27 protein-coding genes are annotated in these 24495 nt (G+C 68.0%); 16 read left to right on the plus strand and 11 right to left on the minus strand.

The window, feature by feature from the left end:
• Positions 1–41 precede the first annotated feature (41 nt).
• The 7 genes from MOQ72_RS26545 to MOQ72_RS26575 all read left to right on the plus strand — a co-directional run bounded on the left by MOQ72_RS26545 (position 42) and on the right by MOQ72_RS26575 (position 8378).
• Positions 42–938, plus strand: a complete 897-nt coding sequence (locus MOQ72_RS26545) for an NAD(P)-dependent oxidoreductase (protein ID WP_242188391.1) — start codon at positions 42–44, stop codon at positions 936–938.
• 65 nt (positions 939–1003) lie between these two features.
• On the plus strand, positions 1004–1630 hold the full coding sequence (locus MOQ72_RS26550) for a cupin domain-containing protein (protein ID WP_242188392.1): 627 nt from the start codon (positions 1004–1006) through the stop codon (positions 1628–1630).
• A 104-nt stretch (positions 1631–1734) separates the two neighbouring features.
• Positions 1735–2847 (plus strand): ABC transporter substrate-binding protein, encoded by a 1113-nt coding sequence (locus tag MOQ72_RS26555; RefSeq protein WP_242188393.1) that lies wholly within the window; start codon positions 1735–1737, stop codon positions 2845–2847.
• A gap of 93 nt (positions 2848–2940) precedes the next feature.
• Positions 2941–4071 carry an ABC transporter substrate-binding protein gene (locus tag MOQ72_RS26560; protein WP_242188394.1) on the plus strand — a complete coding sequence of 377 codons (1131 nt, stop codon included), beginning with the start codon at positions 2941–2943 and terminating at the stop codon, positions 4069–4071.
• A gap of 44 nt (positions 4072–4115) precedes the next feature.
• Positions 4116–5870, plus strand: coding sequence for an ABC transporter permease (locus tag MOQ72_RS26565; protein ID WP_242188395.1), 1755 nt, complete (start codon positions 4116–4118; stop codon positions 5868–5870).
• An 18-nt stretch (positions 5871–5888) separates the two neighbouring features.
• Positions 5889–7022 carry an ABC transporter ATP-binding protein gene (locus MOQ72_RS26570; protein WP_242188396.1) on the plus strand — a complete coding sequence of 378 codons (1134 nt, stop codon included), beginning with the start codon at positions 5889–5891 and terminating at the stop codon, positions 7020–7022.
• 126 nt (positions 7023–7148) lie between these two features.
• Positions 7149–8378 (plus strand): MFS transporter, encoded by a 1230-nt coding sequence (locus MOQ72_RS26575; protein ID WP_242188397.1) that lies wholly within the window; start codon positions 7149–7151, stop codon positions 8376–8378.
• A gap of 26 nt (positions 8379–8404) precedes the next feature.
• Here the strand turns inward: MOQ72_RS26575 and MOQ72_RS26580 are convergent, their stop codons facing one another.
• The 6 genes from MOQ72_RS26580 to MOQ72_RS26605 all read right to left on the minus strand — a co-directional run bounded on the left by MOQ72_RS26580 (position 8405) and on the right by MOQ72_RS26605 (position 14490).
• Positions 8405–9661 carry a glycosyltransferase gene (locus MOQ72_RS26580; protein ID WP_242188398.1) on the minus strand — a complete coding sequence of 419 codons (1257 nt, stop codon included), beginning with the start codon at positions 9659–9661 and terminating at the stop codon, positions 8405–8407.
• Positions 9662–9951: 290 nt separating this feature from the next.
• Entirely contained in the window at positions 9952–10890 is a 939-nt protein-coding gene (locus MOQ72_RS26585; RefSeq protein ID WP_242188399.1) for an ATP-binding protein, read from the minus strand.
• Positions 10891–10892: 2 nt separating this feature from the next.
• On the minus strand, positions 10893–11960 hold the full coding sequence (locus tag MOQ72_RS26590; RefSeq protein ID WP_242188400.1) for a cupin domain-containing protein: 1068 nt from the start codon (positions 11958–11960) through the stop codon (positions 10893–10895).
• Between the two features lie 115 nt (positions 11961–12075).
• The gene (locus tag MOQ72_RS26595; RefSeq protein ID WP_242188401.1) at positions 12076–13098 is read right to left on the minus strand and encodes a cupin domain-containing protein; all 1023 of its coding nucleotides are present in this window, start codon (positions 13096–13098) and stop codon (positions 12076–12078) included.
• A 51-nt stretch (positions 13099–13149) separates the two neighbouring features.
• Positions 13150–13491 (minus strand): ferredoxin, encoded by a 342-nt coding sequence (gene fdxA / locus MOQ72_RS26600; RefSeq protein WP_242188402.1) that lies wholly within the window; start codon positions 13489–13491, stop codon positions 13150–13152.
• Between the two features lie 24 nt (positions 13492–13515).
• Positions 13516–14490 (minus strand): NAD(P)/FAD-dependent oxidoreductase, encoded by a 975-nt coding sequence (locus tag MOQ72_RS26605; RefSeq protein ID WP_242188403.1) that lies wholly within the window; start codon positions 14488–14490, stop codon positions 13516–13518.
• Positions 14491–14784: 294 nt separating this feature from the next.
• Here MOQ72_RS26605 and MOQ72_RS26610 point away from each other — a divergent pair, with 294 nt between their 5' ends.
• Positions 14785–15774, plus strand: coding sequence for a substrate-binding domain-containing protein (locus MOQ72_RS26610; RefSeq protein ID WP_242188404.1), 990 nt, complete (start codon positions 14785–14787; stop codon positions 15772–15774).
• A gap of 10 nt (positions 15775–15784) precedes the next feature.
• On the opposite strand, the gene MOQ72_RS26615 is transcribed toward MOQ72_RS26610, so the two are convergent.
• Entirely contained in the window at positions 15785–16033 is a 249-nt protein-coding gene (locus MOQ72_RS26615) for a RidA family protein (RefSeq protein ID WP_242188405.1), read from the minus strand.
• Between the two features lie 376 nt (positions 16034–16409).
• On the opposite strand from MOQ72_RS26615, the gene MOQ72_RS26620 reads away from it, so the two are divergent.
• Positions 16410–16934, plus strand: a complete 525-nt coding sequence (locus MOQ72_RS26620; RefSeq protein WP_242188406.1) for a cupin domain-containing protein — start codon at positions 16410–16412, stop codon at positions 16932–16934.
• 441 nt (positions 16935–17375) lie between these two features.
• Here MOQ72_RS26620 and MOQ72_RS26625 read toward each other — a convergent pair whose 3' ends face one another.
• The gene (locus MOQ72_RS26625; protein WP_242188407.1) at positions 17376–17720 is read right to left on the minus strand and encodes a hypothetical protein; all 345 of its coding nucleotides are present in this window, start codon (positions 17718–17720) and stop codon (positions 17376–17378) included.
• Positions 17717–17911: a hypothetical protein gene (locus MOQ72_RS26630; RefSeq protein WP_242188408.1), complete on the minus strand. Its 195-nt coding sequence runs from the start codon at positions 17909–17911 to the stop codon at positions 17717–17719. Before MOQ72_RS26630 ends, MOQ72_RS26625 begins: the two co-directional genes overlap by 4 nt.
• A 277-nt stretch (positions 17912–18188) precedes the next feature.
• Here MOQ72_RS26630 and MOQ72_RS26635 point away from each other — a divergent pair, with 277 nt between their 5' ends.
• The 4 genes from MOQ72_RS26635 to MOQ72_RS26650 all read left to right on the plus strand — a co-directional run bounded on the left by MOQ72_RS26635 (position 18189) and on the right by MOQ72_RS26650 (position 20050).
• The gene (locus MOQ72_RS26635; RefSeq protein WP_242188409.1) at positions 18189–18467 is read left to right on the plus strand and encodes a hypothetical protein; all 279 of its coding nucleotides are present in this window, start codon (positions 18189–18191) and stop codon (positions 18465–18467) included.
• A gap of 348 nt (positions 18468–18815) precedes the next feature.
• On the plus strand, positions 18816–19199 hold the full coding sequence (locus MOQ72_RS26640; RefSeq protein WP_242188410.1) for a VOC family protein: 384 nt from the start codon (positions 18816–18818) through the stop codon (positions 19197–19199).
• The gene (locus MOQ72_RS26645) at positions 19196–19513 is read left to right on the plus strand and encodes an ArsR/SmtB family transcription factor (protein WP_242188411.1); all 318 of its coding nucleotides are present in this window, start codon (positions 19196–19198) and stop codon (positions 19511–19513) included. Before MOQ72_RS26640 ends, MOQ72_RS26645 begins: the two co-directional genes overlap by 4 nt.
• 111 nt (positions 19514–19624) lie before the next feature.
• A complete protein-coding gene (locus MOQ72_RS26650) occupies positions 19625–20050 on the plus strand; it encodes an SRPBCC family protein (protein WP_242188412.1) in 426 nt (141 codons plus the stop codon).
• Positions 20051–20087: 37 nt separating this feature from the next.
• Here the strand turns inward: MOQ72_RS26650 and MOQ72_RS26655 are convergent, their stop codons facing one another.
• Positions 20088–20648, minus strand: a complete 561-nt coding sequence (locus MOQ72_RS26655; RefSeq protein WP_242188413.1) for a GNAT family N-acetyltransferase — start codon at positions 20646–20648, stop codon at positions 20088–20090.
• Between the two features lie 133 nt (positions 20649–20781).
• Positions 20782–21768, minus strand: coding sequence for a malate dehydrogenase (locus MOQ72_RS26660; RefSeq protein WP_242188414.1), 987 nt, complete (start codon positions 21766–21768; stop codon positions 20782–20784).
• 286 nt (positions 21769–22054) lie between these two features.
• Between MOQ72_RS26660 and MOQ72_RS26665 the strand changes: the two genes are divergently transcribed.
• The 3 genes from MOQ72_RS26665 to MOQ72_RS26675 all read left to right on the plus strand — a co-directional run bounded on the left by MOQ72_RS26665 (position 22055) and on the right by MOQ72_RS26675 (position 24461).
• Positions 22055–22429, plus strand: coding sequence for a YciI family protein (locus tag MOQ72_RS26665; RefSeq protein ID WP_242188415.1), 375 nt, complete (start codon positions 22055–22057; stop codon positions 22427–22429).
• A complete protein-coding gene (locus MOQ72_RS26670) occupies positions 22411–23631 on the plus strand; it encodes an RNA polymerase sigma factor (RefSeq protein WP_242188416.1) in 1221 nt (406 codons plus the stop codon). Before MOQ72_RS26665 ends, MOQ72_RS26670 begins: the two co-directional genes overlap by 19 nt.
• Before the next feature lie 65 nt (positions 23632–23696).
• Positions 23697–24461, plus strand: a complete 765-nt coding sequence (locus tag MOQ72_RS26675) for a DUF899 domain-containing protein (RefSeq protein WP_242188417.1) — start codon at positions 23697–23699, stop codon at positions 24459–24461.
• The last annotated feature ends 34 nt before the right edge of the window (positions 24462–24495 follow it).

Consider the following 24495-nt stretch of genomic DNA (forward strand, 5'->3'; position numbering starts at 1 on the left):
CCCGTCTCGCGATCACGCGGACGATGAGGGGAGCGATCCCGGTGGAAAACGATGACGATGGCGGCTCTTCTGACGTCGTCCCGACGGTCGGGGTAATCGGCCTGGGGGCGATGGGGCTGCCCATCGCCGGGCATTTGGCGAGATCCGGGATCGCTGTGACCGTTCATGATCTGGACCCGGACCGCGCAGATGCGGCGGCGGCTTTCGGCTGCGCGGTGGCCGATGGTGCGGCCGTGGTCGCCGAGGCGAGCGCGGTGACGTTCGTGCTGGTGCCCTCCGACTCCGACGTCCGGGCGGTGTGCCTCGACGCTGGAGGTGTCGTCGACCGGGCGGGCACCGACGGCGTGATCGTCGTGTGCAGCTCCGTGCATCCCGCGACCGTGCGGGAGATCGACGCGGCGGTGGCCGGGACCAACGGTCGCCGCCGCGTGCTGGATGCCGCGTTGACCGGCGGCGTGCGCGCGGCGGAGGAAGGAGCGGTCAACCTGCTCGTCGGCGGACCGGCCGAGACGCTCGAACGTGCCAGGCCGGTGCTCGAACCCTGGTGCGCCACCGTGCACCACCTCGGTGAACTGGGTGCGGGACAGATCGCGAAGAGCGCGAACAACCTCGTGCACTGGGCGCAGATCTGCGCCATCGAGGAAGCGCTGGATCTCGCCCGGCGCTACGGGCTGTCGGTTCCGGCCGTGCGCGCCGCGCTGATGGACGGGCCGACCGACAGCCGAACTCTGCGGGAACTCGAACGGATGCGGTTGACCTGGTGGGCGAAGGATCTCGACACCGTCGACCGGCTCGCTCGGGAGGTCGGCCGCCCGACACCGGTCGCCGATCTGTGCCGGTCCCGGATGTCCGGCATCACCGTCGACGCGTTGGCCGAGCTGCTCGTCTCGGTCGGCGCGGAATCCCCCGCGTTGTTTCGGTCAGGTAACGAGGGTTAAAGGTCATACCGTAAGACCGTAATCTGTGTGCAGCGAACCGCACCACCGTCGAAGGGAACCCAACAGTGCGAGACGACTACCAGAAAGGCGTTCTGTCCAGCGAGAAGCGCAACCTGAGCACTTCCGAGATCGCCGCGCGTGACGAGTTCAACCGCAAGCATCCAATGACCAAGGGCCTCGTCGTCCCGCACGACCTGCGCAAGATGGAGCTGCCCGAACGGCCGTGGCGCAACAACCGCGGGCACTATTTCGACCTCGGCGACTACGAGGTCCTCAACGCGCACCTCTCGGAACTCAAGCCGGGCAGCCCGTCGGTGCGGCACCGCCACACCACGGAGGCATACCTCTACGTCGTGAAGGGCCACGGCTACTCGTTGATCAACTACGACGACGAGCCGATCGAGGTCGTCGAGTGGTCCGAGGGCACCCTGTTCGCCCCACCGCGGTGGGCCTGGCACCAGCACTTCAACCTCGACGAGTCCGACACCGCGCGGTACCTCGCCATCCAGGACACCGGGCTGCTGCGCACCATGCGGCTGCACAACATCGAGCGGCACGGCGTTCAGCTCTCCCCGGAAGAGGCGCGCCCGCTGCTCGACGCCGCGATCGCCGACGGCACGGTGCACGGCGGCATGCGCAGTGGTGACCCCAACACGATCGTCGAACCCGTCAACGACCCCGGAAAGTCCTGACGCCCCGAGGACGACGCCAGGCCGGGCAGCCGAGCCGCACGTGATTCCCGCACGTGGCTCGGCACTGCCCGGCTTTCTCCCACCACACCCCAGGGAGCTCACCGATGCGCTGCCCTTCCCCCCTCCTCGCCCTGTTCCTGATCGTCGGCCTCGCGGTGGCGGGCTGCTCCTCCGGAGCCGCGGACGGCCCCGCCGCGACCGCTGGATCAACCACCGGTACCGACGCCTATGCCGCCTACGCGAACCTCACCGGCCCGGACCGCACGGCCAAACTGCTGGAGGCCGCGAAGTCCGAAGGCGGCGAGGTCGACATCTACACCTCCAACACCGACATCCAGAACCTGATCGACGGTTTCCAGAAGGCATATCCGGACATCAAGGTCAACGCCTTCCGCGCCAACTCCGAAACGGTGTTGCAGCGCATCCTGCAGGAATCCAGCGCGCGCAAGATCGCCAACGATGTTGTGGACACCAACGAGTTCGAACTTCGGGCCCTGAGCAAGGAACACGTGCTCGCGCCCTACAACGGCCCGGCGAAGCAGAACCTGCGCCCGGACGCGATCTACGACGACTGGCAAGCCGAGCGGTTCAACGGGTTCGTCATCGGCTGGAACACCTCCCTCGTGCCCGAGGGGCAGGCACCCAAGAGCTTCACCGACCTCGCGGACCCGAAGTGGCGGGGCAAGGTGGCGCTGGAACTCGGTGACTGGGACTGGTACGCCACGATGCACACCTACCTCACCGACCAGAAGCACATGGCCCCGGAGGCCGTCGACCAACTCTTCCGGCAGGTCGTGGCAAATTCCAAGGTCACCAAGGGCCACACCGTGCAGGGCGAGCTGCTCAGCGCTGGCCAGTTCGCGGTGGCGGCGTCGATCTACAACCACACCGTCGACAACGCGGCCGCCGATGGTGCACCGGTGGCCTGGCATCCCGTCGCCGACCCGGTGATCCTGCGCCCGAACGGGCTGGCGCTGATGGCGCAGCCTCGCCACCCGGCCGCAGCGTTGCTGTGGGCGGACTGGGTGCTCAGCGAGGGGCAGAAGGTGATCGCCGAATCCAACCGGATCCCGGCCGCCGAGAACGTTCCGGGTTACCAGAACCCGATCCCGCCAGGCACCCCGGTGTACGAGATGCCGGAATCGGCCGTGCAGCAGGTCGACATGTGGAACAAGGCGTACGACGACCTGCTGCGCGGTGCGCCGCAGGCTCGGTGAACTCCGTTGCCGCACCTGGAAGTCGCCGCCTGTGAACGCGCCCCGACCCGTGTGGTCCGCCGCGGCGATTGCCAAAACCGAAGGGAACAGTCAATGAGGACTCGATCATTCGCCATGATCGCCGTTACCGGCGTGATGGCGCTGTTAGCCGCGGCGTGCGGAGGCGGTGTCGCAGACACCGGACAGATCGCCGGGGGAGGTACCGCCAACTCCGAGGCGGACAAGGTCTACGCGGAGATCGCCGCTGTACCGCGTGACCAGCAACGCGCCAAAGCCGTGGAACTGGCCAAGCAAGAGGGATCCCTGTCGATCTACTCCTCGATGACCCAGGACGTCGCCGACGTCGTGCGCGACAAGTTCCAGCAGCAGTTCGGCATCCAGGTCTCGGTGTTCCGCGGGAACTCCGAGACGGTCCTGCAGCGAATCCTGCAGGAGGGCGGGGCGAACCGGCTCGGCGCGGACGCGGTCGAGACGAACTTCGCCGAGATGGCCGTGCTCGCGCATGAAGGCATGCTGGCCGACTACACCGGGACCGGCCTCGACAAGGTCAAGGACACCGGCAAGTTCGACCACTGGACCGCCAGCCGGTTCAACGTCTTCCTGCCCGCGTGGAACACCAACCTGATCCGTCCCGGTGAGGAGCCGCGCAGTTGGGAGGAGCTCGCCGACCCGAAGTACCGCGGCAAGATCACGCTGGAGGTCTCCGACAGCGACTGGTACGAGAACGTCACGAAGTACTGGCTCGACCACGGCAAGTCGCAGCAGGAGGTCGACAACCTCTGGCGCGGCATCGTCAGCAACGCCAAGGCCGCCAAGGGGCACACCACGATGATGGAGCTGCTTGGCGCGGGCCAGACCCCGATGGACGCGATGAACTACACCTACATCACAGAGCGGGCCAGGGTGGACGGGGCACCGGTCGCCTACCGCCTCGCCGATGGCACGAACCCGATCCCCGCTTTCGCGCGGCCGAACGGGGTGGGCATGCTCCGCGGCGCCAAGAACCCCGCGGCGGCGTGGTTGTTCTACGACTGGATGCTCAACGAAGGCCAGCAGGTGCTCGTCGACCTGCACCTGACGCCGTCGACCGACGTGCCCGGTGACAACAGCTTCAAGGGCATCAACCTCGTTCCCTTCGACGTCGAGGGCCTGACCAAGGAGGGCGCCGACTGGGACAGGAAGTACGACGAGCAGTTGCGCGGGGTCGAGCAGGTGCCGAACTGACACGACAGCCCCATTCCGCCAACAGCTCCCAGGTGAGGTGACACATGACCGCAACGAGTCCTCCGACACCGGTCACGAGCCATTCCGGTGTGACCGATTCGCCTTCCCGGTTACGCCGGTTCCTGACCCCGCAATTTCTCATCGTCGGCGGCGCGATGGTGGTCGTCGCGTTCCTCGCGGTCGTACCGCTGGCCTACCTGCTGCACGACACGTTCACCGGCAGTTCGGGGCTGACCTTCAGCGCGTTCGCACGCGCTTACGGCGGCAACTCGCAGTCCGGGGAAATGCTGCTGAACTCGTTGTGGTTCGCCCTGGGTTCGGCGGTGCTCGCCCTGGTGGCGGGGACGGTCCTGGCCTACGTGCAGGTCCGCACCGACGTGCCGTTCAAGGGTCTGCTGTTCGCCGCGTCCCTGATCCCCCTGATCGTGCCGGGGATCCTGTACGCGGCGTCGTGGATCTTCTTGGGCGACCCCGCCATCGGGCTGGTCAACACGCTGTTCTTCCAGCCGCTGTTCGGCGCCAGCCCGGTCAACGTGTTCAGCGTCTGGGGCATGATCTGGGTCCAGGGCCTGCACCTTGCCCCGGTGGCGTTCCTGCTGATGGTGGCGGCCTTCCGGGCGATGGACCCGTCGCTTGAGGAGTCCGCGGCGATGTCGGGCGCCTCGCGCCTGACGATCCTGCGGCGCATCACCGTCCCGCTGCTGCGACCCGCGCTGATCTCCGGTGCGCTGCTGATGTTCGTGCAGTCGCTGGAGAGCTTCGAGGTGCCGGGCCTGCTCGGCCTGCAGAACGGCATCTACGTGTTCACCAGCCGGATCTACTTCGTGCTTCGTGCCTACCCGATCGACTACGGCGCCGCTGGCGCGTACGCGGTGGGTCTGCTGGCGATCGCCGCGGCCGGGGTGTTGTTCGCCAACTGGTTGCAGCGCAACGCGCGCGGCTTCCAGACCATCACCGGAAAGGCGTTCCGCCCCCAGCCGGTCCACCTCGGGCGGGCTCGGCCGTGGGTGGGTGCGGGCGTGCTGCTGTACTTCATCATCACGGCCGTACTGCCGGTCGCCGTGCTCATCTACGCGTCGCTGCTGAAGTTCTACGCGGGACCGTCGATGGAAGCGTTGCGGACGATGACGTTCGACAACTTCGTGGCGGTGTTCAACATGCCGCTCGCCGGTACTGCGCTGAAGAACTCGCTCCTGCTGGGCATCGGATCCGCGACCGTGGTCATGCTGCTGTGCGCGATCGTGTCGTGGGTGGTGGTGCGCACCAAGCTGCCCGGCCGCCGGGTGCTGGACGTGCTGGCGTTCACCCCGATCGTCATCCCCGGACTGGTCCTCGGGCTCGCCTTGTCGTTCGTGTACCTGCGGGTGCCGCTGCCCATCTACGGGACCCTGCTGATCTTGCTGATCTCCTACTGCACGCGGTATCTGCCCTACGGCATGCGCTATTCGTCGGCTGCGATGGCGCAGATGTCGCAGGAGTTGGAAGAGTCGGCGCAGGTGTGCGGCGCGTCGTGGTTGCAGACGTTCCGCCGGGTGCTCGTTCCGCTGGCCAGCAGCGGCATCCTCGCTGGCTGGGTCTACATCCTCGTGGTGTCATTCCGGGAGCTCTCCAGCACGATCTTGTTGTACAGCCCCGGGAACGAGGTGCTCTCGGTGCTCATCTGGGAGCAGTTCGAGAACGGCCAGTTCACCACGCTCGCCGCGATCGGCGTGTGCATGGTGACGATCCTGCTCGTGCTGGTCTTCATCGCCCACCGCCTCGGTGCTCGCGTTGGGCTGCAGTCGGACAACGCCAGCTAGCCATCCGTAGGAGCGGACATGTTGAACGTGGACAATCTCGTGAAGAGTTTCGACAGCACGGGTGGTGGTCGCAAGCGTGCCACCGAGCGCAAGCGCGTCTACGCCATCGGCGGTGCGAGTTTCGACGTGCAGGAAGGGGAACTGTTCACCCTGCTGGGACCGTCGGGGTGCGGGAAGACGACCACGCTGCGGTCCATCGCGGGGCTCGAACGTCCCGACAGCGGGCGGATCACGCTCGGCGACCGGGTGCTCTTCGACGCTGGCAAGGGTGTCAACGTGGCGGCCAACCGCCGCGAGCTGGGCATGGTGTTCCAGTCGTACGCGATCTGGCCGCACATGAGCGTGTTCAAGAACGTGTCGTTCCCGCTGGATGTGCTGCCCCGCAACCGCAGGCCCAAGCGGCAGGAGATCAGCGAACGCGTCGAGCGGGTCCTGCAGGTCACCGAGCTGTCGGAGTACGCCGCCCGCCCGGCCACGAAGCTCTCCGGCGGCCAGCAGCAACGGCTGGCGCTGGCGCGCGCCCTGGTCATCCAGCCCGACCTGATGCTGCTCGACGAACCGCTGTCCAATTTGGACGCCAAGTTGCGGGAGAACATGCGCTTCGAGCTCAAGCGGCTGCAGCGCGAACTGGGTCTGACCGCCATCTACGTCACCCACGACCAGTCCGAGGCGCTGGTGATGTCCAGCCGGATCGCCGTGATGAACGGCGGCAACATCGAGCAGATCGGCAAGCCGCGCGCGGTTTACACGAATCCGGCGACGAAGTTCGTCGCCGAGTTCATCGGCACCTCCAACTTCGTCAAGGGGGTGGTCGCCTCGGTCGACGGTGACGAGGTGGCCGTGGACACGGTCGAAGGCCGATTGGTCAGCAAGTGCGGGGAGGTCCCACCGCCCGCGGTGGGTGCGGACGCGCTGCTGTCGCTGCGGCCGGAGAGCATCGACGTCTCGCTGACCCAAGGTCCGTCCACGGTGAACACCTGGTCCGGTCAGGTGCTCACCCGCGCGTTCATGGGCGATGCGGTCGATCACGTCGTGGGCGTTGGCAAGTTGGAGATCCGCACCCGCTCGAACCCGACGCAGTCGATCGAGCCGGGCACCCGGGTGCACCTGTCGGTGGATCCGACGAAGGTCATCTTGGTGCCCGTGGGTTGAGGCGGTTCGCGCGGATCACGACGCCTGCGTCCGGGCCGGGAACCGGCGGAGTCCAGACGGTGTCTGCGGTTCCGCTGGGCGCCCACCGGCGCACCCCAATCTGCACACCCTCAAACAGGAGTTTCGGTGGGAATTCCCGTCGTATTGCGCAACCGCGACTTCGACCTCTACTGGGGCGGTGTCGTGCTCAGCCAGATCGGCACTCGTGGGGCGGTGGCGGCCAACCTCTACCAGGTATACGAGCTCACCCGGTCGACGCTGCAGGTCGGGATGGTCGGCCTGGCGCAGGCGGTGGCGCTGCTAGTGCTCTCCCCGCTGGGTGGTGTGCTCGCCGACCGGATGGACCGCCGCCGCCTGTTGCAGTGGACGCAGGGTGTGGCGCTGGTGGTCTCGGCGGTCCTGGCCGCCGTGACCTTCGCCGGGGTCGCGACGACGTGGATGGTGGCGACCTCGGCGTTGCTGGCGACCGCGGCGGCGACCTTCGACCAGCCCGCTCGGCAGGCGCTGATCCCGGCGCTGGTTCCGCGTGACCGGCTCGTCGACGCCTTCGCGCTGCTCAACCCCTCGCGGGAGTTGGCAGTGCTCGTCGGTCCCGCGTTGGCCGGTGTGCTCATCGCCGCTTGGGGTGCGGGCGCGGTGTACGCGTTCGACGCGATCACCTACGCGGCGATGGTGGTCATGCTGGCGATGATCAAGATTCCGCCGCTGATCCCGGACAAGCCGCACGCCCCGATCCTGGCCAGCCTCCGGGAAGGCGCGGCCTACGTCCGCGGGCGCCCGTTGATCTGGCAGTTGATGGGATTGGACCTCGCGGCAACGGTTTTCGGGGCGTACCGCGTGCTGCTGCCCGCCTACGCCCTGGACGTCCTGCACGCTGGTCCCACCGGCTACGGGTTGTTGTCCGCGGCCCCGTCGGCGGGTGCGCTGATCGGTTCGGTGTTGGTGTTCCGGCTGGTGCGCTCGCAGCGGTCCGGGGTCATCGTGCTGATCTCCACGGCCGTCTACGGACTGATCGTGGCCGGTCTCGCGCAGTCCACGGTGTTCGGGGTGGCGCTGGTGCTGGCCGGGTTGCTGGGGGTGGCCGACGCGCTGGCGACGACCATCCGGCACGCGGCGGTCCAGGTCGAAACCCCTGACGGGTTGCGCGGGCGGGTGTCGGCGATCTACCAGATGTCCTCGCGCGGCGGACCGGCGATCGGTGACACGGTGATCGGCGCGGCCGCGGGTGTGCTCGGCCCGGTGGCCGCGCTCACCGTCGGTGGTCTGGTGCCGGTGCTGGCTTCGGTGGCCGCGTCGACCAGTCCGGTGGTGCGCGGTTACAGCGTCGTCCAGCCGGAGGAAACGACGAAAGCATGAGCGTGCTGGTGCTCGGCGCAGTGCGGTTACGCCGGTGGCTTGAGTTGTGTGATGGCGTTGACGACGTGGCTGGCGCCGTCTTCTGCTCGGATCCGCTGGCCGACCGTTTCGGCGGCGTCGCGGTAGGTGCGGTCTTGGACGGCGGCGCGGATCAAGTTGGCGAGCCGGTCGACGGTCAGGTTCTTCATCGCCACCGCGCCAGGGCTGGCTCCCAGGGCTACCAGTCGGGAGGCCCAGAAGGGCTGGTCGGTGATGTTGGGCACGCCCACGGTCGGCACCCCGGCGCGCAGCCCGGCGGCCGTGGTGCCCGCCCCGGCGTGGTGCACGACCGCGGCCATCTGGGGAAAGAGCCAGTCGTGCGGTACCTCGTCGATGTTGATCACATCGTCACCGTCCGCGGCGAGTCCCGCCCAGCCAGCTTGCAGCACGCCACGCGCACCGGCACGACGCAGGGCCGTGCTGACGATCTCGCTGATCCGCTCGGCATCGCGCGGGTTGCGGCTGCCGAAGCCGACGTAGACCGGCGGCGGCCCCGAGGCCAGGAAGTCCACCAGCGCTGCGGGGGGCTGCCACTCGGGCGGGTGTGGGGGCCACCAGTAGCCCACCACGTGCAGGCCCGGCCGCCAGTCGGCTGGCCGTGGCACGACGGACTCGCTGAAGCCGTAGAACACCGGCCACCGTGCGGCGTCCTGCCGGTGGAACATCCGGCGGGCACCGGCGGGCGGCAGTCCCATGCTGATGCGCAATTGTTTGATCGAGCCTGACAGCGCGGCCGTTCCTGCGGTGATCACGGCAGTGGAGATGGCTCGGTTGCCCCATCGTCCCAGGGAGGGCAGCGCTACCGTCGTCGGCGGGAATTCGCCGGTCGGGTGTCCAGGCGCCAGACCCAGTCCCATGCTCGGCAGCCCTAATCCTTCAGCGATGTGGTAGCCGCCGATCATCGTCATCCCGCCCAGCAGCAACACGTCCGCATCCTGCTGTGCGGCGGCGAGAAACGCCTCGTTGAGCTCGGCCATGTGTGCCGCGATCAGCCGCATGAACGGCAGCACCCCTCGCGGCCCGGCTCCGCCCTCCTGCCATCGCTGCCCGTCCGGCGAGGCACCCATGAGTTCCGGATCACCGGGTAGCGCCCGGAAATCGAGTCCCTGTTGGCGCACTCGATCGCCGAATAGCTCGTACGAGGCCAGTGACACCTCGTGACCGGCTTCCCGTAGCCTGCTGCCCAGGCCGAGGTAGGGGACAACGTCGCCCATAGACCCAGCCGCGCCGATCAAGATTCGCATGGCCACACGCTAGACAACATCGCGTGCCCGACAGACCGGAATCGCACGGCCAGAGCCGATTGCGCCAAGCGGGTGTTGCCGCTGTCTGAGGCGAAGGCTTCACGTCCGTGCGCGGAAGGCAATCTCCGGTAGCACAGCCGCCGCTCGCACTGCGACCTGCGCAGCGGCGCCGCTTCCTATCGCGAGAGGCGAAGGCGAGACGGCCGTGCCCACCTTCTTGATCAAGGTGCGGTCGTCTGTCCACTGTGGTGTCTCGGCCCGTAGTTCGGTCAGATCTGCGGTATTCGCGTCTAACCGGCTGCGGAGTTGGACATGACGGCGGCGGGAGGGGTGGCGCCGTCGTGCGTCGTGTTGGCCGCGATGGTGCGGGCGGCGGTGACCACGTCCTGGCCGGTCAACTGGCCTGGGTCGATGGCGACTTCGTCGCGGGCGATCAGTGCGGCCAGCACTGCTTTGCGGATCTGGCGTCCGTCGAAGCCGCGCAGCACGTGGGCGGCCTCGGCGATGGCGGGGGTGTCGCTTTGCACGGCTGCGGCGGCGGGCCACACGGCGGCTATTTCGGCCAGCGAGTGTTCGATGATGCGGCGCACCGTGCGATCGTCGGGCAGATCCAGGCGTGCCACGAAGTCGGTCCGGGACAGCAGCGCATCGTCCACGGCGGCGGGGAAGTTCGTCGTGGTCACCACGATCGTGCGCGGGCATGAGGCGCGCAGGGCGTCGACTCCCGCCAGGACCGCGTCGGTCGCGCGGTGCACGTCGACGGGGTTGGTTTCGAACGAGGCGGTGCTGCGCCGGACCGCCAGCGCTTCCACCTCGTCCACCAGCACGATCAGGTGCGGCCGTCGGGCGGCGAGTTCCGGCAGGGTCTCGTGGAAGAGCTTGGCGACCGAGCGTTGGCTTTCGCCGAGCATGTCGCTGGGAAAGGCGTGCGGGTCGATCTCGACGAAGGTGGTCGCGCCGACGTCGGAGACCGCCAGCGCGGCTCGTTGGGCGAGGCCCTGCGCGAGCGTCGACTTGCCGGTGCCTGGTGGCCCGGCCAGCAGCACCAGACCGTGCGGTGGCCCAGCCAGCTGCGCCAGTCGGCGCCCGTGGCGCAGGACGAGCACGCAGTGCCGCAGCAGCCGGGCTTTCAGGTCGCCGGGTACGAAGATGGAGTCCCAGGGACCCTCGTGGTGGTCGGCGGGCAGGGCGTGCAGCCCGAGGACTCCCTGGGGCAGTCGTGGGGTCATGGTCAGGGCCAGGTGGGTCGGTGCAGCTCGGGCCAGTCGACCGTGGTCGGGTCCCCGGCCTGGGCGTCGCGGATGTGGTCCGGCGGCTCCTCGAAGAGCACCAGCGGGTCGCACAGCGCCCGCATGGTCTCCAGCAGGGAGTCGAACATGTGGATGCGCACCACTTTGGCGGTGTTCTCGGGGTCGTCGTTGATGTGCTGGTGCCACAGGTAGTGGTCGACGACGATGATGTCGCCCTTCTGCCAGGGGTGGTTTTCGCCGCCTTCGGGTTCGGCGCCGAGGTAGCTGTGCCCCTTGCCCTCCACGACGTACAACCACGCCTCGCCGGGGTGGCGGTGCATCGACTGGCCGCGGCCCGGTGCGATCTCGAACATCGCCATCGTGATGCCGGAGGCTTGGTAGCCGATGGCGCGGTCGAGCAGGAAGGTGGTGCGGGTGCCGCGCGGGGTGTTGACCAGTTCGAGGTCGTCCCAGCTGGTGTGCAGGCGCCCGGAGCGCCGCGCCTGCTGATCGCGTGCGAGGCGGCGCAGGCGGCGCGCGTAGGGGTCGTCGCCGTCGATGCCGGGCGAGTAGGGCGGCCGTGGGGGTAGTTCGGCGACGGGGGTGTTTCCGGCGTCCTCGATGACGGCCATGCCCATCGTCTCCAGCATCGGCTGGCTGGAGAAGGTCAGGTAGCGCGCGGTCGTGGTGCCGTCGTTGCCGCTGCGGTGCCACGACCAGGCCGGGAGGTGCAGCGAGTCGCCGGGGCCCCAGTCGATGCGTTCCCCGTCGATCTCGAACCAGCCGTTGCCCGCGACGCAGAAGACCATTGCGTCCCAGGAGTGGCGGTGCAGCGTCGAGGTGACGCCGGGATCGATCTCGTGCACCAGTGCATCCATCGAGCGGGTCGGCCGGTCGCCGTCGGCTCCGGTGAACACACCGGTGCGCAGGCCGCGGGCGGTCTGGTGCAGCGCGACATCGGTGCCGCGCACGACGGTCAGGTGGTTCTTCCGCCAGTCCTCGATGAACTGGGCCCGGCGGCGTTTCTGGACGTGGTAGTGCGAAACCTCGGTCTTGGTGCGCGTCGACATGCGTTCCCCAAACGAGTCGGAGTGGGACGGCGGTATCGAGCCAGCGGGCGGGTTGCCCGGCTCGTCCGGATGCGGGTGGTGGTGTGCTCCGCCCGCATCCGGACGAGCGGGTGGATCAGCGGGAGGCTGCGGCGAGGTCCTCGCCCGCGAACGTCGAAGCGGGCTCGAAGTAGTGCACGGTGTCGTAGCCGAGGTGTTTGAACACGCGGTTCTGCGCCGAGAGCATTCGCAGCGGCGTGCCGTCGTTGGCGAAGATCTGGCACACGTGGTTCTGCGGCACGTAGAGGGTGTCGCCCTTGGTGATCTCGTAGCGCTTGGGTTCGCGGGCGATGCGGGCGTAGTACTGCTCCGCGATCTCCGCCTCGACTTCCCACTGCAGCGCGTAGCCGCCGCCGTCGATGACGTAGAGCACCTCGTCGGCCATCTTCCAGTACTTGCCGGAGTGGCCGCCGCCGGGGATGTCGAGTTCGAACGCGTCGATGCTGAAGATGCGGGCGTCGGTCCGCTGCGGCGAGGACATCACCCGGACGTTGCCCAGCGGGGTGTTCTCCCAGGTGGTGTCGCTGGGGCTGATGACCTTCTTGCGGTCGAGCACGCCTGGGGTCCAGATCCGCGACCAGTCTTCGCGGGGGCCGAAGTCGTCTTCCCGGTCGATCGGGCCGGAGCGGCCCTGCTGGATCAGGCCCATGAACATCCAGGTGCACTTGGCCTTGACGACCAGGGCGAGCGCCTTCTCGTCGTAGGGGTTGAAGTGCCGGTGCACCGAGTCGGTGTGCACGAACACCAGGTCGTCCTTGGCCCAGTCGTAGCGCTTGTCGTCGTGGATCTCGTAGCCGCGGCCTTCGAGGATGTAGAAGGCGGCCTCGTTCTGGTGCCCGTGGCCGTGGTTGCTCGACTGCGCTGGCAGTTCGACGAAGTGCACCTGGATGGTCTGGGTCAGGAAGTCCTCGTCGCCCGGCCCGATCCGCCACCAGGTGCGGGACTGGCTGCTGTCCCCGGAGTGCGCGACCTTGGCGTCGTCGACGACGACGGAGTCGTCACGGACCCGTTCGACGGCGAGCTGTTGTTGGCGGAACTGGCTCAGGCCGTAGGTTTCCGAGGTCAAGCCGCGTACGAAGACGCGTCCTTTCTTTCCCATGGGTCCTCCTGGATCAGTTTCGTCCCGCTGACGGGTTGGGGAACGTGCGGTTCAGCTCTGGGCGCTGGTGCGGACGGCGAGTTCGGTGTCGACGCCGATTCGGCCCACCTTGCGCGCCCCGCCGGGATTGCCCAGCGGGGCGTCCTTGCCGGGCAGCGCTTCGGTGAAGAAGCGGGCGTTGTCGGCCTTCCAGGTGTCGAGTTCGGCGTCGGCGGACCTGTCCAGCTGGATGGCTGACACCGGGCAGACGGGCTGGCAGGCGCCGCAATCGATGCATTCCTTGGGGTTGATGTAGAGCTTGCGGTCACCCTCGTAGATGCAATCGACCGGGCATTCCTCGACGCACGACATGTCCTGGATGTCCAGGCAGGCTGAGGTGATGAAGTAGGGCATCGCAGACCTCGATCGTCGAGCAGGTCACGCCGCGGAGTCGGTGGAGTGACCGGGGAACAGGGTGGTGGAGGGGTCGATGAGCACAGCGGCGTTGTTGACCGCCGTCGCCGCCTCGCCGAAGCCGACCGCGATCAGCCGGACTTTGCCGTCGTATTCGGTGATGTCGCCCGCGGCGAAGATCCCGGAGAGGTTGGTGGCCATCCGGGAGTCGACGAGCACGTGGCGGTTTTCGATGTGGATGCCCCAGGATTCGAGCGGACCGAGGTCCGCGGTGAAGCCCAGTGCCGCGATCACGGCGTCGCAGCGCAGTTCGTTCGTGGTCTTGCTGGTGAGCTCGCGCAGGCGCACGCCTTCCACGACGCCGTTGCCGTACAACTCGTCGACGACGTAGGGGGTGCGCAACTCGACCGTCGAGGCCCGCAGGGCGGTGACGGACGCGGCGTGCGCGCGGAAGGCGTCCCGGCGGTGCACCAGCACGACCTTGCGCGCGATCGGTTCCAGCAGGTTGGCCCAGTCCACGGCGCTGTCGCCGCCACCGACCACCACGACCTCCCGGTCGGCGTACTCGGCCGGGTTCGGCACGAAGTAGGTCAGGCCGCGACCGAGGAAGTCTTCGCCCGCGGGCAGTGGCCGGGGGGTGAAGGTTCCGATGCCGCCAGCGATGACGATCGCCTTGGCGCGGATCGTCTCGCCGTTGTCGGTGGTCACGGTCCAGCCGTCGGCCGCACGGGTCAGCTCGGTCGCGTTGTGCCCGAGCCGGTAGTGCGGCTTGAACTGGTCTGCCTGGGTGAGCAGTCCTTCGACCAGGTCCCGGCCGCGGACCGCGGGTAGTCCCGCGACGTCGTAGATCGCCTTCTCCGGATACAAGGCCGTGATTTGCCCGCCGGGATCGGGAAGGGAGTCGACAACGGCTACTTCCAAGCCGCGAAACCCGGCATAGTAGGCGGCATAGAGCCCGACTGGCCCCGCGCCCACGATGAGCAGATCGACGTTGAGCATCCACGCCTCCGTTCAATGGACTAACCATATCACCATATGGGGGCTGATGAACAAGAGTCCACGGCAGCGGCACCCACCGCACCGGGCTGCGACCTTTGATCCGGGGCGTGGCTGATCGCCGACGATCGCCTAGTTCCCTGGCAGGTCCAGGACGGGTGCGCCTTGACCGCTTCGCCGAGGCGGGAAAGCGTCCGGTGCCCCGCTGGTGACTCGCTGCCGTTCCACACGAGCAGGCCGCCGAGTATCCTCCCGATAGGACTAACTGTCAGACCTTTCTGCGGCGAGGAGCAGCGCGTGAGCGATATCCATCTCAGCATCGCGACCACGGACTACGACCACTTCCGGGATTTCCGCACCGGGGCGGTCAAGGCCCAGGGGATCGAGCACACCTGGTCGGTGCTCAGCCATCACGAGATCTTCGCCCGGTTCACCGCGAACCGGGAGTGGGATGTCAGCGAGCTGTCGTTCGCGAAGTTCAGCGCCCAGGTGACGCGGGAGAACCCGGACATCATCGGGTTGCCGGTGATCTGCTCCCGGCTGTTCCGCTTCGGTTCGTTCTACGTCAACCGCAACAGCGGGATCCGCACGGTGCAAGACCTGCGCGGCAAGAAGGTCGGTTCGCCGGAGTGGGCCCACTCGGCGGCGGTGTACATGCGCGGCTGGCTGCACAACGAGATGGGCGTGCAGCTGGACGAGATCGAGTGGTACCAGGCCGGCGCCAACGCGCCGGGCCGGGTGGAGAAGGTCGAACTCACGCTGCCCGAAGGGGTGCGGCTGACCCGCGTCGCCGACCGGTCGCTGTCGGATCTGCTCGCCGCCGGTGACATCGACTGCGCGATCATCGCCCGGCCGCCCACGTGCTTCCTCGAAGGCCACCCGGACGTGGTTCGCCTGTTCCCGGACTTCGTGGACATGGAGCGGGCGTACTACCAGCGGTCCGGGGTGTGGCCAATCATGCACATCATCGCCATGCAGCGGCGGGTGCTCGACGAGCACCCGTGGGCGGCCCGCAACCTCTACAACGCCTTCCAGGAATCGAAACTCCGCAGCATCGAACGGTTGCTGGACCCGGCCGTGTCGCGGTATCCGCTGCCATGGCTGGCGACCTACGCGCGGGAGATGCGGGAGCTCTTCGACGGCGACCCGTTCCCCTACGGCGTGAAGGAGAACATGGCAACCTGGGAGCAGTTGCTCACCTACTCCGCACAGCAGGGCATCGCGCACCGGTTGGCCACTCCCGACGAGATCTTCCCGCCGGGGGTCACGACCGAAGTCGTCGTCTGATCCACCGGCTTCACCTGACCGGATGCTCCGGGGGCAGTGCGGCGAGCGCGTCGATTTCGACCAGCTGGTCGTCGTAGCCGAGCACGGTGACGCCGAGCAGCGTGCTGGGCGGGTCGTGGTCGCCGAAGTGGTCGCGCACCACTTCCCAGGTCGTCACCAGGTCGGTTTGTCGTGCCGAGGCGACGTAGACGGTCGTTTTGACCACATCGGAGGGTCGCGCTCCGGCTTCGCCGAGGGCGGTGTCGAGGTTGTGCATCATTTGGCGTGCTTGGGCGGCGTAGTCGCCGATCGATCGCCACGGTCGCGCCGGTGTCGTCGAGGGGGCAGGCCCCGGCGGCGAACACCAGGCGCGCGTCCGGCCGCACCGCCGCGCCGTAGGCGTATTCGGCCACATCGGACAGACGTCCACTGCGGATCAGGCGGAACGGCTTCGGCATGATCGCCAGCGTAGCGAGGTCACCAGCCTGCTGGCACTCGGCGACAGTAAGCGTTGAGGGTTTACTGGTTGAAGTACGCCTCGGCGTCAGCGAGGCGACGCCGGGCCTCGCCCAGCAGTGCCTGCACCGCCGCTTCGGGCTCGCCAGCCCGGCGATGCGCCAGCGCGTAGCGTCCCAGGAGGAGAGGAGCGGGAGACCATGAGCTTGCCGAAGGATGTCCGCACGACGAAGGGCCGCCAGAACGTTCGGCACTATCCGCCGGACATCTACCGCGGCAACGGCGGCGAGATCAGCGCATGGATGCGGCCGAACTCGACACCGCCGGATCTGACCATGGGCGGCGGTGAGAAGTGCGAGTTCATAGCCATATCCTCTGATACCAACGGCCGATTCGGCCTGTACCGATGGACGTTCGGCGAAAACGAAACCGGACCGGAAGCACATTTCCACCGGTCCATCAGTGAACAATTTTATGTCCTGTCGGGCGAGGTTAAGCTCTACGACGGCAGTACGTGGGTAACCGGCCGTCCCGGTGACTACTTCTATGTGCCGGAAGGTGGTATCCACGCCTTCAAGGGCGGGGACTTCGCCTCGATGTTGCTGACTTTCGCGCCGGGAGGGCCACGAGAGGCGTACTTCGAGGCAATGGCTGCTGGCGGGATGTCGGAAGACGACGACCGCCAAGAGTTCATGATCCGGCACGACAACTTCCTCCTCGTCTGATCCTGATTCTTCGCGTGGGTAACGTGCTGACCTAATCGAGTTCGGATTGGGTTGCAGGACTCTGCCACCAGCAGGGCCGCGATGGTGATGTGCAGGTCGGCCAGGCGGGCTTCGCCGGTGATCGAACTGAACGCATCTGCGGCGCCGGTCCAGGAGAAGACCTCCAGCAGCACCTCGGGCAGATCCACCCTCGGCAGCATCCGATTGGTCAGTACCCGAAGGTTCTTTAGGCTCGGCGGCTCCGCCTCCACCGGAGCGCCTCCAAGTGCAGGCGCCCCTGCTCGTCGTCTCCCGGGTCTACATCCGCCCACTGCGGCGGAACCGCGGCGAAGCTTCAGCATGCCGGTCAAGGCCGTCAACCACGGGTCTAGCTGGGGCGTCACGGCCTCTTGTGCCACCGCGCTTGGGGCGTGGTGGCACGACAAGCCGCGATCTGGGTGGTTAGTCCCGCCAATTGGTTTCCAGTGCGAACAGGGTTCCCACGATGGTCGCACCGGCTGCCAGCGAGGGCGGCAGTACGGTGCGCAGCAGCTCCAGTCCAAAGTTCTCGCTGAAGGCGCCGAAGCCTACCCCGATCAGCAGGATGAGCAGGGTGAGCACCACGACCAGGCCAATGCCGTAGAGCACTTTGGTCTGCATCCCGGCCAGGTGTCGATGTCGGCGGTCCCGCAGCTCGATCAGCGGGCGGTGCTGTTCTGGTGCGGCGACGGAGACCGGGTCGGTCCAGGTCTCGCCGATGTCCCCGGCCCCGTCGTGGTCGGGGCTCTCGGGCTCAGGGGTGCTCATGTCTCGGCGGCCCATTCGTTGCGCATCTCTATTCGGTCTCGCCTCAGCGGCGGCTGGGTCGGCAGAACCGGATCTTTGGGCAGGGTGCCGATGGTCGGCTTGTGCTCGGTCGGCGAGTCGTCGTACCAGGTGCCATCGGCCAGGACTTGGTCGCGGCGCCGGTGGCGGGTCGACGTCGAGGGTCTGGGCATCGTCGTGAACCTCAACTTCCGGGGGTGGGCTACGGGAGCACAAGGTGACTTGACGGCCACCCTGTGCGCAGGGTATCGAATTCGGTAACAAATTCACATACCTGACCCACATCATGTACACGTAAAGACCACAGATATGGTGTTGATTCTGTGTTGACAACGTGCAGGTTTTGAGTCATTATGGAGTGGCAGCGCGCGTCCGACCATCGTTTTTCGACACCAGAGAACTGCTACGTGCTCCTCAGCGGGGGGTCGTGCGTGTGGGGAAGGGCAAACCATGAAGACCGAGACCGATGCCAGGCGTAGTAACCGCGCAGCCGGGTCGCACGGCAGCGAGCAGTCCGACGACCCGCAGCCCAAGCGGATCAACGTCGCCGTCACCGCGGAGATGGTGCAGGCACTTCAACGTGTGATGGACCACGAAGGCGTCACGCTTACCGAGGCGTGCCGACGCCTGATCAGCTACGGAGATTTCATCTACCGAGCGATCAAGGACGACCACGCCGAGGTACTGGTCAAGACCGAAAATTCCACCCGCGAGATCGTGCTTTTGTGAGCTCGGACCGCCAACTCTTGGGGTTCGGCCCGTTTCCCAGGCATCCCGCCCATGGGAAACGGGCCGCAGTATTTTGCCCACCTGACGCGGCGATCGTGAGGCCGCCGGGGCAGCCGCGGTTCAACCCGCGCGACCCGTTCCTCATCGACAACGACTGATCGCGCCAGAAGTTCAGCTGGGCCCGCACTTTCGGGTGCGGGCCCTTCGTGCGCCCGGCGGTCCCCAGCACCACTCGGGGCTTAGCGCCAGTTTTCGGTCCGATGTCTCAAGCCCCGAATCGGACTGCGACGCGGGGTGCGGTTGGCTCCGATTTGATAGGTAGGCGTTTTCCTACCTATAGTTTTGGGCATGCACATCTCGCGTTTGCAGTTCGTGTCCGTGCCGGTGGCCGACCACGTCAAGGCCCGTGACTTCTACGTCGATGTCCTCGGCTTCGAGTTGGTGGTGGATATCGCCGGGCCGCACGGCCAGTTCGTCATGGTGGCCCCGCCCGGTGCGCAGACTGGCGTCGTGCTGGTCGATTCCAACATCGGCGACCGGTTCGGCAGCCCGGTGCACCTGCAGTTCCACACCGACGACGTGGACGCCGACATCGCTGAGCTGCGCGCGGCGGGGGTGGCGGCGGGCAATCCGCAGGAGATGCCGTGGGGGCGCATGACCTCCTTCGCCGATGCCGACGGCAACCCGATCACGCTGTTGCAGCCCTCGCGCATGGGGGACCGGCCGCAGTGACCGCGCCCGCCGATGCGGTGTTCGCCGCGCTGGCCAGCCCGGTGCGGCGGGAGGTGTTGCGGCTGCTGTTGGAGGGGCCCAGGCCGGTGCACGAGTTGGCCGAGCACTTCGAGATGCGTCGGCCGAGCCTGTCGGAGCACCTGCGGGTGCTGCGGCAGGCGGGGCTGGTCAGCGAACGCAAGGACGGCCGGTTGCGGTACTACTCGTTGCAGGCCGAGCCGCTGCGGGAGGTCTCGCAGTGGCTGACACCCTACGAGCGGTTCTGGCGGGAGCGGTTGACGCGGCTGCGGGATCTGCTCGACGAGGAGGACTGATGGGCCACACTTGCCCATCGGCTCGTCAGGTCCGACCAGGTGCGGGTGTCCCGCAAGACACCGTGGAGGACCTGTGAGTCATCCTTTCCCGCCAGCTACCGAGGAGGATCTGTGCACGAGGATCTGACCGCGGTGCACGTCGACCAGTTCCTGGCGCACCCGCCGGAGAAGGTGTGGCGGGCGTTGACCGAGCCGGAGTTGTTCGCGCGCTGGCTGATGCCCGCCGACATCAAGCCGGTCGTCGGCCACCGCTTCCACCTGCACGCGGATCCGAAACCGGCGGCGGGGTTCGCCGGTGGCCCGGTGCCGTGCGAAGTGCTGGCGGTCGACGAGCCGCGGTTGCTGCGGATCAGCTGGGGTGAGTCGTGGACGGTGACCTGGCGGTTGGAGCCGGAGGGGCGCGGCACCCGGTTGTTGCTCAGCCACGAGGGGTTCGATCCTGACGACCACTTCGAGCAGATCTCCCGCAGGATCATGGGCGGCGGCTGGCGCACCGGCGTCCTCAACCGGCTGACCGCAGTGCTCGACGAGCTCTGAGCGGTTGTGCACTGTGGACGGTGCTGTCGCGGGCGGCTCACCGCGGGGCTGTGTGCTCGGCTCGGTTCAGTTCCCAGATGACGTCGGTGCCGGTGTCACCGGAGGTTTTCGGGCCGCGGCCGGGGCTGCGGTGGTCGACGCAGGTGAAGCCGAGTCGTTGCGGCACGCCTTGGCTGGCGGTGTTGGCCGCGTCGTGCCAGATCTGCACGTGGTCGATTCCGGGGAGCGCGAACGCTTCGTCGACCAGCGCCGCGGTGCTGGTGGTAACCAGGCCGCGGCCGGTGTGGTCGGGGTGCAGCCAGTACCCGATTTCCAGGCCGTCGGGGCCGATGCGGCGTTCCAGGGAGATGCAGCCGACGATCGCGCCGTCGACGGTGATGGCGTAGGTGTAGGCGTGGCCGCTGTGCCAGTTGCGGGCGCAGCCGTCGAGGAATTCGGCCGCTTCGTCCAGCGGGTAGTCACCGGCGGCCCACGGCATCCAGGGCCGCAGGTGCGGTAGTGCTTCGGTGACCACGCGGTGCACTTCGGCGAGGTCCTCGGGGCGCCACCGCCGCAACACCGCCGAGTCCAGCTTGATCACTTCCGCGGGATGGGCCATGCGTCGATGGTGCTGTCCCCCGGCCGCTGTCGGCAACCCATTTTCGCGCCACCGCAATGGGATTCGGGCACGACGGGCTCCCTGGGGAGCGGGGGCCGCCCGCCCTTGGGGCGGCCCCCGCTCCCGAAGGGGGTCAGAGCAGGCCGAGGCCGCGGACCGCGTCGCGTTCCTCGACGAGTTCGTTGACCGAGGCGTCGATGCGCTCGCGGGAGAATTCGTCGATCTCCAGCCCCTGGACGATTTCGAACTTGCCGTCACCGGCGGTGACCGGGAACGACGAGATCAGACCTTCGGGCACTCCGTAGGAGCCGTCGGAGACCACCGCCGCCGAGGTCCAGTCGCCCTCGGGGGTGCCGTTGATCCACGTGTTCACGTGGTCGATGGCGGCGTTGGCCGCCGAGGCCGCCGAGGAGGCGCCGCGGGCCTCGATGATCGCCGCGCCGCGCTTGGCGACGGTGGGGATGAACTCGTCGGCCAGCCATGCCTGCTCGACCTGCTCGGCGGCGATCTTGCCGCCGACCTCGGCGTGGAACAGGTCCGGGTACTGGGTGGCGGAGTGGTTGCCCCAGATGGTCAGCTTCTTGATGTCGGTGACCGACACGCTCAGCTTCTGCGCCAGCTGGGTCAGCGCCCGGTTGTGGTCCAGGCGGGTCATCGCGGTGAATCGCGCGGCGGGCACGTCCGGGGCGTGGGCCTGGGCGATGAGCGCGTTGGTGTTGGCCGGGTTGCCGACCACCAGCACGCGCACGTCGTCGGCGGCACCGGCGTTGATGGCCTCGCCCTGGGGCTTGAAGATGCCGCCGTTGGCCTCCAGCAGGTCGCCGCGCTCCATGCCCTTGGTCCGCGGGCGCGCGCCGACCAGCAACGCGATGTTGGTGCCGTCGAAGGCGGTGCGGGCGTCGTCGGTGATGTCGATGCCCTGCAGCAGCGGGAAGGCGCAGTCGTCGAGCTCCATCGCGGTACCCTCGGCCGCCTTGACCGCCTGGGGGATCTCCAGCAAGCGGAGCTTGATCGGGGTGTCGGGCCCGATGAGCTGACCGGAAGCGATCCGGAACAGCAACGCGTATCCGATCTGACCGGCCGCACCGGTGACGGTCACGGTGACGGGAGCTTGGGTCATGAGGTTTCGTTCTCCTGCTCGCCGGGTGATTGCCTAGCCGGATGCTATCCCCAGCGCGCCGCTGCCGTTGCGGGCCCGCCACGGATCACAGTGGACAGCGTGCCGGACCGATTCAGCCGCCCAGGCCGCTGGGCGGTGCGTAATCATCGCCACGTTCACCTCGGCGGGTGGGGTGGTCGGTGGCCCGGAAATTCCTCGCGGGGTGGTGTCGATCCGGGCCGTGGTGGTTCGTGTAGTGGGTGAGAACCGGGTGAACGCCGGTTGCCGCGAATGCGAGGAGATCGTGATGAAGCATTACCTGCTCAGCATCTACCAGCCCGACGGGCCGGTGCCGCCGCCGGAGGTGCTGGAGCCGATCGTCCGCGACCTGCAGGCGCTCAATGCCGAGATGCGGGCCGCTGGGGCGTGGGTGTTCGCTGGCGGTCTGCACCCGCCGAGCACGGCGACCGTGCTGCGGGCGCAGGGCGAGGAGGTGCTCGTCACCGATGGGCCGTTTACCGAGGGCAAGGAGCACCTCGGCGGGTTCACGGTGATCCAGGCACCGGATCTGGACGCCGCGCTGGAATGGGGGCGCAAGTTGGCGCGGGCGACCACGCTGCCGATCGAGGTGCGCCCGTTGCAGGGCGACGACGCCGAGATGACGTGCCAGCCATCGCAGTAGCGGGGGTCGAAGGAGTCTTCCGCGCGGAGTACGGCCGCGCGGTCGCCGTCCTGGTCCGCGTCTTCGGCGACATCGACATCGCCGAGGAAGCGGTCCAGGACGCCTTCGCCGAGGCGCTGCGGCGGTGGCCGTCGGACGGGCTGCCGCCGAGTCCGGCGGGCTGGATCATCACCACGGCCCGCAACCGGGCGATCGACCGGCTGCGCCGGGAGGCATCCCGCGAGGACCGGCACGCCCAGGCTGCCCTGCTGCACGCCCGTGACGAGCCGGACGAGGAGTCTCCCGTGCACGACGACCGGTTGCGGCTGATCTTCACCTGCTGCCACCCGGCGCTGGCCACCGGCGCGCGGGTCGCTTTAACGCTGCGGTTGCTGGGCGGTCTGACCACCGCGGAGATCGCGCGCGCGTTCCTGGTGGCCGAGCCGACGATGGCCCAGCGGCTGGTGCGCGCCAAGGGCAAGATCCGCGACGCGGGGATCCCGTACCGGGTGCCCAGCGACGCCGACCTGCCGGAGCGGTTGCGGGCAGTGCTGGCGGTGGTCTACTTGATCTTCAACGAGGGCTACACGGCCAGTTCGGGACAGCAGTTGGTCCGCGAGGACCTCTGCGCGGAGGCCATCCGCCTCGGACGGCTGCTGGTCGAACTCATGCCCGACGAACCGGAGGCCATGGGGCTGCTGGCGCTGATGCTGCTCATCCAGTCGCGGCGGGCAGCGCGCACCACCGCCGAGGGTGCGCTCGTGCTGCTGGCCGACCAGGACCGCAGCCGGTGGGATCGCGATCTCATCGCCGAAGGCCAAGCCCTCGTGCGGCGCTGCCTGCGCCGCGACCGGCCCGGCCCGTACCAGATCCAGGCGGCGATCAACGCCGTGCACAGCGACGCGCCGAGCGCGGCCGCGACGGATTGGCGGCAGATCCGCATGCTCTACGACCAGTTGCTGGCGGTCTCGCCGAGCCCGGTGGTGGCGCTGCACCGCGCGGTCGCGGTGGCCGAGGTCGAGGGCCCGGCAGCGGGACTCGCCCTGGTTGACGAGCTCGATCTCGGCGGCTACCACGTGCTGCACGCCGTCCGCGCGGACCTGTTGCGGCGGCTGGGCCGCGTCGAGGAGGCCGCGCATGCCTATGACGCGGCGATCGCGGGCACCGACAACGCGGCCGAACGCGACTTCCTGCGGCGGGCCCGCCAGCGGTTGGCGCGATGAGTTTCGCCGCAGCGGCCGGTCTACCTGTGGTGCAGGACGAAATCACGAGGTGGACGGAGCTTGCGATGAGTCTTCCCGAGATCGTTTCGCGCGAGGAGTGGTTGGTGGCCCGTCGTGCGCTGTTGGCGCGGGAGAAGGAGTTCACCCGCGCCCGCGACGAGCTCAACGCCGACCGGCGGCGGTTGCCGATGGTCGAGATCGACAAGGACTACCGGTTCGAAGGCCCGCAGGGGCCGGTGGGCCTGCCGGGCCTGTTCGACGGACGGGCGCAGCTGGTGATCTACCACGCCATGTTCGATCCGAGCTGGGAGACCGGATGCCGGAGCTGTTCGGCGTTCATCGACCAGATCGGGCATTTGGCGCACCTGCGCGCCCGCGGCACGTCGCTGGTGCTGGTCTCCCGCGCGCCGCTGGCCAAGATCGAGAGGTTCCGGGCCCGGATGGGCTGGACGGTGCCGTGGTTCTCCTCATTCGGCAGCGACTTCAACTACGACTTCCACGTGACGCTGGACGAGTCGGTGTGCCCGGTGGAGCACAACTACCGCAGCGCCGAGGAGCACCAGCGGGCCGGAACCGACTACTTCGTCTCCAGCGAGCAGCCCTTCGAACTGCCCGGATTGAGTTGCTTCCTGCGGGTCGACGACAAGGTGTTCCACACCTACTCGACCTACGGGCGGGGACTGGACGTACTGGGCAGCACGACGAGCTTCCTGGACCTGACCGCGCTGGGCCGCCAGGAGGGCTGGGAGAAGCCGGAAGGCCGCGCCACCGGCCTGGGCGCTCCCGCGGGCAGCCCGCAGGTCCGCTACCACGATGAGTACGACGACTGAGCTTGGGCAGGCCACTGGCGTCGGATTGGCTGTT

Source organism: Saccharopolyspora soli, from assembly GCF_022678645.1.
Classification (GTDB): Bacteria; Actinomycetota; Actinomycetes; order Mycobacteriales; family Pseudonocardiaceae; genus Saccharopolyspora; species Saccharopolyspora soli.

Coding starts and splice junctions, on each gene's coding strand:
- MOQ72_RS26605 (WP_242188403.1), bottom strand. CDS start 14,490: ATGCTCAACGTCGATCTGCTCATCGTGGGCGCGGGGCCAGTCGGGCTC.
- MOQ72_RS26640 (WP_242188410.1), top strand. CDS start 18,816: ATGCACATCTCGCGTTTGCAGTTCGTGTCCGTGCCGGTGGCCGACCAC.
- MOQ72_RS26665 (WP_242188415.1), top strand. CDS start 22,055: ATGAAGCATTACCTGCTCAGCATCTACCAGCCCGACGGGCCGGTGCCG.
- MOQ72_RS26630 (WP_242188408.1), bottom strand. CDS start 17,911: ATGCCCAGACCCTCGACGTCGACCCGCCACCGGCGCCGCGACCAAGTC.
- MOQ72_RS26655 (WP_242188413.1), bottom strand. CDS start 20,648: ATGGCCCATCCCGCGGAAGTGATCAAGCTGGACTCGGCGGTGTTGCGG.
- MOQ72_RS26635 (WP_242188409.1), top strand. CDS start 18,189: ATGAAGACCGAGACCGATGCCAGGCGTAGTAACCGCGCAGCCGGGTCG.
- MOQ72_RS26560 (WP_242188394.1), top strand. CDS start 2,941: ATGAGGACTCGATCATTCGCCATGATCGCCGTTACCGGCGTGATGGCG.
- MOQ72_RS26615 (WP_242188405.1), bottom strand. CDS start 16,033: ATGATGCACAACCTCGACACCGCCCTCGGCGAAGCCGGAGCGCGACCC.
- MOQ72_RS26620 (WP_242188406.1), top strand. CDS start 16,410: ATGAGCTTGCCGAAGGATGTCCGCACGACGAAGGGCCGCCAGAACGTT.
- MOQ72_RS26675 (WP_242188417.1), top strand. CDS start 23,697: ATGAGTCTTCCCGAGATCGTTTCGCGCGAGGAGTGGTTGGTGGCCCGT.
- MOQ72_RS26580 (WP_242188398.1), bottom strand. CDS start 9,661: ATGCGAATCTTGATCGGCGCGGCTGGGTCTATGGGCGACGTTGTCCCC.
- MOQ72_RS26585 (WP_242188399.1), bottom strand. CDS start 10,890: ATGACCCCACGACTGCCCCAGGGAGTCCTCGGGCTGCACGCCCTGCCC.
- MOQ72_RS26595 (WP_242188401.1), bottom strand. CDS start 13,098: ATGGGAAAGAAAGGACGCGTCTTCGTACGCGGCTTGACCTCGGAAACC.
- MOQ72_RS26565 (WP_242188395.1), top strand. CDS start 4,116: ATGACCGCAACGAGTCCTCCGACACCGGTCACGAGCCATTCCGGTGTG.
- MOQ72_RS26590 (WP_242188400.1), bottom strand. CDS start 11,960: ATGTCGACGCGCACCAAGACCGAGGTTTCGCACTACCACGTCCAGAAA.
- fdxA (WP_242188402.1), bottom strand. CDS start 13,491: ATGCCCTACTTCATCACCTCAGCCTGCCTGGACATCCAGGACATGTCG.
- MOQ72_RS26570 (WP_242188396.1), top strand. CDS start 5,889: ATGTTGAACGTGGACAATCTCGTGAAGAGTTTCGACAGCACGGGTGGT.
- MOQ72_RS26555 (WP_242188393.1), top strand. CDS start 1,735: ATGCGCTGCCCTTCCCCCCTCCTCGCCCTGTTCCTGATCGTCGGCCTC.
- MOQ72_RS26660 (WP_242188414.1), bottom strand. CDS start 21,768: ATGACCCAAGCTCCCGTCACCGTGACCGTCACCGGTGCGGCCGGTCAG.
- MOQ72_RS26625 (WP_242188407.1), bottom strand. CDS start 17,720: ATGAGCACCCCTGAGCCCGAGAGCCCCGACCACGACGGGGCCGGGGAC.